Genomic DNA, 7,886 nt, shown 5'->3' with positions numbered 1-7,886 from the left:
GCAAGGTGAAGAACGTCGGAAAGCCGTATGCGGGAAAACCGCACGTACGGTTTGATGAGGAGGGGCTGGTGCTACCAGTCCTTTACTCTACAGAGCTAACTTCGCAGTCGGGGCAGGCCCACAGGTCATACTTCGGCGTGCAACCCGCAATCGGCAACCCGCAAACATCTCGAAACGCGGAGCGTCTGGTTTCGGGAGGCAATAGCTTGTAAAAAGAACCGGTCTGCCGAATCAATCGGCAACTGGGCGAGAGGAGGCGATTCCGCTGATCGAATGGCTGCGCGGTCTGTACGATGTGCGTTCGACGCCGCTGCCGGCACCTGATCTGGAGCGGCTGTATGGGGATATTGAACTGTTCGGAGTGCCCGGCCAGGTGCTGCACCTGCTGGAGGAGAGCGGCAGGCTCGGCGAGGTGCCAGGGCCGTTCGCGGATTGGCTGCGCGCGCGCCGGGAGCGAATGGCATTCCAGAATCTGGTGCTCCGTCACAAATCGAACGAGGTGCTGGCGCTGCTGGATACGGCCGGCATCGCGACGATTCCACTCAAGGGCGTCTGGTTCGCCGAGCGCTTCTTCGGCCATGTGGCTGGCCGCGGCACGTCCGACATCGACCTGCTCGTGCATCCGGAGCGGCTCGGGGCCGCGACGGCGCTGCTGGAGCGTTCGGGCTACGCGCACCGCAAGGACGAGCACAATCACACGGTGCTGGAGCAGGTGCGGCACGGGCTCGGCATCAACGTCGAGCTGCACTGGAAGCTGGACAAGGCCAGGGGGTCCGCGCAGCGCGACGCTCCGCTCTGGGCGGCTGCGCGGCGGCTGCCGGGCTACACCGCCATCTACGAGCTGGATGAGCTGCACGTCTTGTACGCGATCGTGCTGCACGGTCTGCGGCATCGCCTGGACTCCATCAAGTACGTGCTCGATATCGCGCAGGTGATCCGCCGCCTCGGGGCGCGCGTCGACTATGCGGCGCTGCTGGAGCTGGCGGCGGCCGAGGGTACGCTGCGCCGGGTCAAGATAGCGCTCTCCGTCGTCTATACCGCGCTGCCGGGGTTGAACGCTGATGCGCCGCTGCCATTCGAGCCGCTGCAGACGCCCTGGAGCTGTAGCGCCATCCGCGCCATGCAGCGCGGCGAGACGACAGCGGAGAGCCTGCGGTGGCGGCTCTTTTGCAAGCTCGCGATCTATGACTCGATGAAGCATCGGGTACAGGCGCAGCGGCCGCATCACCGTCCCGTCGCCCGCCCGCCCGGCAGCCGGCGGATATAAGGCCGGTGCGTGCAAGGCCAGCGGGTGCTGCAGAGGCCTGGAAGCGAGAGGCCAAGAAGCGGCTGCCTGCGCTCGCAAGCACGCCCATTCCCAATAAGGAGGAGATGCGCATGCGCATGCATGCCGCTTATATCACGATTGCCGCCCATACCTTCCGGTGCCGCACCGACTCGCGCCAAGTGCGCGAGCTGCTGGTGCGCCGCTTCGGCCGCGGGGCGCCGGAGGCGGACGGCGCCGAGGAGGCCGCCTGCGAGCCGATGCGGCTCGTCATCCATACCGGCTACGGCGAGCCGTTCGCCGGCTACGACGTCGCGGTGCGCCGCTCCGCCAGACTCGTCCGCTACGAGCGTCGCGACTACCGGATCTCGATCGACTGGACAGGCGGGCTGACCGTCATCGACGTGTTCGACGAATTCGCGCTCCGGCACGCGCTGATGAATTGGTACAGCGCCTACATCGCCGCAGGGGCATGGGGCTTGCTGATGCATGCGTCCTGCGTGGTGGAGGACGCAGAGGCGCAGCTGTTCGCGGGACCGTCCGGCGCCGGCAAGTCGACGGTGGCCCGGCTGTCGCAGCCCCGTCCGGTGCTGGCGGACGAGGCCGCCATCGTGCAGCCGACAGACGGCGGGGCGATGGTGTACGACTCGCCGTTCCGCAGCGAGCTGGAGGCGCCCGCCGTGCTTCAGCCGCCGCAGCGGCTGGGGGCGATTCACCTGCTGCGCCAGTCGGCCGAGGTGCGGCGCGAGCGGCTGGCGCGCGCGGCGGGAATGACGGAGCTGCCCGGCAAGGTCTTTTATTGGGCCGCCCGGCCCCAGGATACGGCGCGCGTGCTGGCCTTGACGCAACAACTGGTCCGCCGCGTCCCGATCTATACGCTGCATTTCCAAAAGAACGATTCCTTCTGGGAGGTGATTCAAGATGGGCGCTTACACCTGGCATGAAGGCCTGGAGGAGGCGGTGGAACTGGACGACGAATGGCTCGTCTTCCATCCCGGCCGCTTCACGGTCACCAAGCTGAACGAGTCGGGGGGCGTGTGCTGGGACTTGCTCCGGCAGCCGCAGACGCCGGACCATCTGGCGGAGGAGCTGGTGCGGCTGTACGCGATCGACGAGCGGGACGCGCAGGCCGACGTGTCCCTCTTCCTGTCGCATATGCTGGAGCTGGGGCTGATTCGTCATGCCGGCTGAGCATTCGGCCCGGCCCGGGGACGCCGCCGCCGCGCCAGATCTGGCCCCGACGCAGCTGGTGCGGGCGCTGCTCGCCCGTCAGGGCCACGTCGATCTCCCGGCGAGCGGGCAGAGTATGTATCCATACATACGCGACGGCCAGCTGTGCCGCTTCGTCCTGCTGGACGGGCCGCCTCGCCGCGGCCAGGTGCTGCTGCTCGCGACCGCGGACGGCCGCCTCGTCGGCCACCGGTACTGGCGGCGCACGCAGCTCGGCGCGGATGTGCGCTACATCTGCCGCGGCGATTCCAACCGGCTGCCGGATGCGCCCGTCGCCCCGGACCAGGTGCTCGGCCGGCTGCTGTGGATTCGTGCCGGCGCGCGCCTGCGTCATGCGCAAGGGCTGGCCCCGGGCATATGGGCGCTGGCGGTGAGCGAGCTGGAGCCGCTGCGCCGGGCGATCCGCAGCGCCTTGCGGCGGCGCCGGCAGCGCGGCGCGCAGGCCGGCGGGCTCGGTCCGTGAAGGAGGGACGTCTGTGAACAACCTGGCGTTGCGGCTGCGCCGCTTGCTCGAGCTGGGCGAGATGCGCGGACCGATCCGGCTGCTGCTGCGTTATATCAAACGCTACAAGCTCGCATATATCGAGCTGCTGCTGCTGCTCTTGATCGGCGTCGGGCTGACGCTCGCCTATTCGTGGTTCATGCAACAGGTGACCGATGCGGCGCTGCTCGGGGATGTCGGTCAGCTCGGCTATTTGCTGGGGATGGCGGTGCTGTTCGTCGCGCTCAATGCCGTCGCCAATTACCGGACGGTGTACATGAGCGCCGCCGCCGTGCAGCAGGTGAAGCGCGATCTCAAGAACGATCTGATGCACCATCTGCTGCGCTTGCCGGCGGGTGAATACGCCCGCTCGTATTCGGGGCAATACGTCTCGCATCTGACCAATGACGTCAACGGCATCGACGGCGCCATCGGCGGCAATCTGCTCGGCATGATCCGGTTGCCGATCATGGCTGCGGCCGCATTTGGCTACCTGCTGACGATCAATTGGCGGCTCACCCTGGTCTGTCTTGCGCTGGCGCCGGCAGCGGCGCTCGGCGGCGCGATCTTCGGCAAGCTGCTGCGCCGGCGCAGCGCTGCGATCCAGCAGCTGCTCAGCCGCATGCAAGTCTTCCTGGGGGATACTTTCGGCGCGCAGGCGCTCATTCGCGCCTTCACGCTGGAGCGCCGTACGCATCGCGCCTACGAGGCGCGCAACGAGGAGCTGCTGCAGATGGAGATGCAGCTGGCGCGGCTGCGCGGATTTTTCCAGGTCGGCGCAGGGGCGGCCGGCTCGGCGGCTTTTTTCGCCAGCATGGGACTGGGCGCGTACTTCGTGGCGGAAGGCACGATGAGCGTGGGCGAGCTGCTGGCGTTCGTGATGCTGATGCAGTACCTGATCGCGCCGATGACCGGGCTGGCCGGGATGTGGGGCGCCTTCCAGCGTGCGCTGGCGGCGGTAGAGCGCCTCGTGCAGGTGCTGGAGCGGCGCACGGAGACCCGCTCGCTCCCCGCGCCAATGCAGGCGGAGACGGGCGCGGAGGCAGAGCGGATCGAGCTGCGGGACGTCGAATTCGGCTACGAGCCCGGGCGTCCGGTCTTCGATGGACTCAGTCTGAGCGTGACGGCCGGCTCCGTGCTGGCGGTCGTCGGCCCGAGCGGAGCGGGCAAGAGTACGCTGATGCAGCTGCTGCTCGGGCTGGAGCGGCCGGAGCGCGGGCAGATCGTGATCGGAGCGGCAGAGCTGTCGGCGACGCCGATCGCGCAGTGGCGCAGCAAGATCGCCTATGTGCCGCAGGAGGCGCAGCTGCTCAGCGGCACGATCGGCGACAATATCGCCTGCGGGCGCGAGGACGCGACCCGCGAGCAGGTGGCGGCGGCCGCGGCGGCGGCGGGAGCGGCGGCCTTCATCGAGACGCTGCCGCAGGGGTACGAGACGGAGGTTGGCGAGCGCGGCCTGCGGCTGTCCGGCGGCCAGCGGCAGCGGATTGCGATCGCCAGAGCGCTGCTCAAGGACGCGCCGATCCTGCTGCTCGACGAGGCGACGTCCGCGCTGGACACCGTCACCGAGGAGGAGGTGCGCGCCGCGCTGCAGCGCCTGATGGCGGGACGGACGACGATTGTGATCGCCCATCGGCTGTCCACGATTCGGCATGCCGATGCGATCATGGTACTCGACGGCGGCCGGATCGCCGGGGTCGGGACGCATGCGCAGCTGATGGAGCAGAGCCGGCTGTATCGCCGGCTGTACCAGCTGCAGTACGGCCGGCAGGGCGCCGCCCTGCCGCTGAGCGGTCACGGCTGAGCGCCGGCGGGCCCTTCCGATCTTCGCGAAGATCGGGAGGGCCCGCGCAGTTTGGGGCGAGGCACGGCTTGCCGAGGAGCGTAGGCGGCTCATGCGCGCCTTCCGTAGCAAGCACAGCAGCCAGCCGTACACATCGAGCGCTTAACCTGTTATGAGTTAGATACGAATCGTATACAAAGTCAAGGTTTTCAGGGGTCGATTGAGCTGAATACGGCTGTAAAACTGGAATTTTTGGCGAATTGAGCAGTGGGAAAGCCGAAAACCGGTTGACACGATACAAAATGTATCATAAAGTAAAAGAAATGAAATGTTACAAATTGTAACCCAAAACATGCAGACCTTGTGCAGTGGAGGCGAAACGAATGGAAATCAAGCACTATTTCCGCATTATTCGCAAGCGGCTGTGGCTCATTCTGACTTGTGTCCTCGTGGCGACGGCGACGTCCGCTTATTACTCCTACACCTTCATTCAGCCGATCTACCAGGCCTCGACGCAGATCATTATCAACAATACCGTCGGCCAGGTGGGCAATGAGCAGATCGACTTCAACACGCTCGGCACGAATCTGATGCTGATCGAAACGTACAAGGAGATCATCCGGACGCCGGCGATCATGGACAAGGTCGTCGAGGCCGCGCCGGAGCTCGGCCTGACCTCGCAGATGCTCGGGCAGATGGTGCAGGTGACCAACGCCAACAACAGCCAGGTGATGACGCTCACGGTGTACGACCTGTCCTACGCGCGCGCCGCGACGATCGTCAATACCGTCACGCAGGTGTTCCAGGCACAGATCTCCTCGATCATGAAGGTGGACAACGTACACATTCTCAACGAAGCGTACCTCGACGACGTGCCGCCTCCGGTCAATCAATCCGTGAATCAGAACATCATGCTCAGCTTCGGCATCGCGCTCGTCTTCGCCGTGGCGCTGGCCTTCCTGCTGGAGTATCTCGACGACACGCTCAAAACCGAGGAAGACATCCGTCGCGTCTTCGGCGGCGTACGGACATTCGGGACGGTCGGCCGCATCCGCGCCAAGGACATGCGCGCAGGTCACCGGGCCAAATCGCTCAAACAGACGGGAGGATCGACGTATGCCGCAAATAGCCGCTAGCAAACCGCTCGTGATGGAAGGCAATCCGGAGGCCGCGGCTGCGGAGGAATTTCGTAGTCTGCGCACGCGCATCGAATATGCGGCCGAGGAGAGCGGAGAGAAGGTGTTCGCCTTTGTCTCCGCGTTGGCCGGCGAGGGCCGCTCGACCGTGGCGGCGAACATGGCCGTCGCCTTTGCCCAGGCGGGCAAGCAAACGGTGCTCGTCGACGCGGATCTCAGACGCCCCGCGCTGCATCGCATGCTGCGCAGCGCGCAGGAGCGCGGGCTCGGCGACTACTTGACCGTACGCGCGACGGAGCCGCTGGAGATCGTGCACAAGCTGCATGTGCCCAATCTGCTGCTCGTGCCCGCAGGGGAGGGCGTGCGCCCTCCGGCCGATCTGCTGGCCTCGTCACGGCTGGAGGAGCTGCTGCTGGCGCTGAAATATCAGTACGACATCGTCCTGATTGACACGCCGCCGCTGCTGCAGGGGACCGACGCCCAGATCGTGGCGGCTCAGGCCGACGGCGCAGTGCTCGTCGTGGAACGCGGGCGCGTGCATCAGGAGCAGGCCCGGCAGGCGGCGGACGCCTTGTCCGCGGTGAAGGCGCGGCTATTCGGCGTCATTTTCAACCGCCGTCGGCGCAGATAGCGGGCGCGCAAGCGGGAGCAAGCGTACGAGAGCGTGCGAGAACGGGCGAAAGCGGCAGCGAGCGGGCGAAGAGCAGCGCACCCGGGCGCAAGTGCCCACAGCAAGCCCAGAGTTAGACGATAGCGCGCGGGCATCGTGCGCAAGCGGAGCGCACAGCGCGCACAAGAAGGAGTGGGGAGAGCATGAATGTCGTGGTAGTAGGAAGCGGCTATGTCGGCCTGACCAGCGGCGTCGCGCTGGCGTATATCGGCCATCGCGTCGTCTGCGTGGATCAGGACGAGGCCAAGGTGGAGCTGCTGCGCGCAGGCAGACTGCCGATTCACGAGCCGGGACTGGAGGAGCTGTTGGGACAAGTCGGAGCGAGGCTGCGCTTCACCTGCGCGCTGGAGGAGGCGATGCGCGGCGCGGAGCTGATCATGCTCGCGGTCGGCACGCCAGCCAGCGCGGACGGCTCGCCGGATCTGACGCATCTGCACGCAGCAGCGGCGGAGGTACTCGGCCATCTGGCCGCGAGCGGCCAAGCGGCCGTGCTGATCAACAAGAGCACCGCGCCGGTCGGCACGGCCGACCGCATCCGCGAGATGGCGCGCCGGCTCGGCGTGGCGGGGCGGGTGGCCGTCGGCACGAACCCGGAATTTTTGCGGCAGGGACATGCCCTGCAGGATACGCTGTATCCCGAGCGGCTGGTCGCGGGCGGCGACGCGCAGGCGGTAGCGATGATGCGCACGCTCTATGCGCCGCTGCTCGAACAGCGCTTCACGCCGCCGGCGCATCTGCCCCGGCCCGCCCAGCGCGGGGAAGTGCCGTTGTTGACCGCGGATGCCCGCAGCGCGGAGCTGGCGAAGTACGCCGCCAACGCCTTCCTGGCGATGAAGATCAGCTTCATCAATGAGATCGCCAATGTGTGCGACCGCGTCGGCGCGGACGTACAGACGGTAGCAGGCATCATCGGCGCCGATCGCCGCATCGGCGGGGCGTTCTTGCAGGCGGGGATCGGGTACGGGGGCAGCTGCTTCCCCAAGGATACGCGCGCGCTGCGCAGCATCGCGGATACGAGCGGTTACGACTTCAAGCTGCTCTCGGCGGTGATCGAGGTCAACAATGCGCAGAAGTTTCGCCTCGTCGAGCTGCTGCATCGCCGGCTCGGCAGCCTGCAGGGCAAGCCGGTGGCGGTGCTCGGCCTCACCTTCAAGCCGGGCACCGACGACCTGCGCGAGGCGCCGAGCCTGCCGGTCATCGCGGCGCTCGCCGCGGCGGGCGCGCAGGTGACGGCGCATGATCCGGTCGCGGCAGCCAAGGCCGCGCCGCTGCTGCCGCCCGGCGTGCGGCTGGCCGAGTCGGCCGAGGCGGCGCTGCGCGGC

The 7,886-nt window shown here is 67.0% G+C and carries 8 protein-coding genes; all 8 read left to right on the top strand.

The genetic code is table 11. The annotated features are described in order from the left end of the window. The first annotated feature begins 295 nt into the window (after positions 1 to 295). A complete protein-coding gene (locus IDH44_RS26035) occupies positions 296 to 1,267 on the top strand; it encodes a nucleotidyltransferase family protein (RefSeq protein ID WP_190921740.1) in 972 nt (323 codons plus the stop codon). A gap of 110 nt (positions 1,268 to 1,377) precedes the next feature. Beyond that, positions 1,378 to 2,208, top strand: coding sequence for a hypothetical protein (locus IDH44_RS26030; protein ID WP_190921739.1), 831 nt, complete (start codon positions 1,378 to 1,380; stop codon positions 2,206 to 2,208). Continuing rightward, positions 2,186 to 2,455, top strand: coding sequence for a PqqD family protein (locus tag IDH44_RS26025; protein WP_190921738.1), 270 nt, complete (start codon positions 2,186 to 2,188; stop codon positions 2,453 to 2,455). The genes IDH44_RS26030 and IDH44_RS26025 overlap by 23 nt, the downstream gene beginning before the upstream one ends. Next, entirely contained in the window at positions 2,445 to 2,957 is a 513-nt protein-coding gene (locus tag IDH44_RS26020; protein WP_190921737.1) for a S24/S26 family peptidase, read from the top strand. Before IDH44_RS26025 ends, IDH44_RS26020 begins: the two co-directional genes overlap by 11 nt. Positions 2,958 to 2,970: 13 nt before the next feature. Next, entirely contained in the window at positions 2,971 to 4,779 is a 1,809-nt protein-coding gene (locus IDH44_RS26015; RefSeq protein ID WP_190921736.1) for an ABC transporter ATP-binding protein, read from the top strand. Positions 4,780 to 5,141: 362 nt separating this feature from the next. After that, complete coding sequence (locus IDH44_RS26010; protein ID WP_190921735.1) at positions 5,142 to 5,894, top strand: YveK family protein; 753 nt, start codon at positions 5,142 to 5,144, stop codon at positions 5,892 to 5,894. Continuing rightward, positions 5,875 to 6,525, top strand: a complete 651-nt coding sequence (locus IDH44_RS26005) for a CpsD/CapB family tyrosine-protein kinase (protein ID WP_190921734.1) — start codon at positions 5,875 to 5,877, stop codon at positions 6,523 to 6,525. Before IDH44_RS26010 ends, IDH44_RS26005 begins: the two co-directional genes overlap by 20 nt. Positions 6,526 to 6,707: 182 nt before the next feature. Next, positions 6,708 to 7,886: UDP-glucose dehydrogenase family protein (locus tag IDH44_RS26000; RefSeq protein ID WP_190921733.1), on the top strand; the 1,179-nt coding region annotated here is incomplete at its 3' end.

Source organism: Paenibacillus sabuli, from assembly GCF_014705605.1.
Lineage (GTDB): Bacteria > Bacillota > Bacilli > Paenibacillales > Paenibacillaceae > Paenibacillus_D > Paenibacillus_D sabuli.
This window is presented reverse-complemented; position numbering and strand designations above follow the sequence as displayed.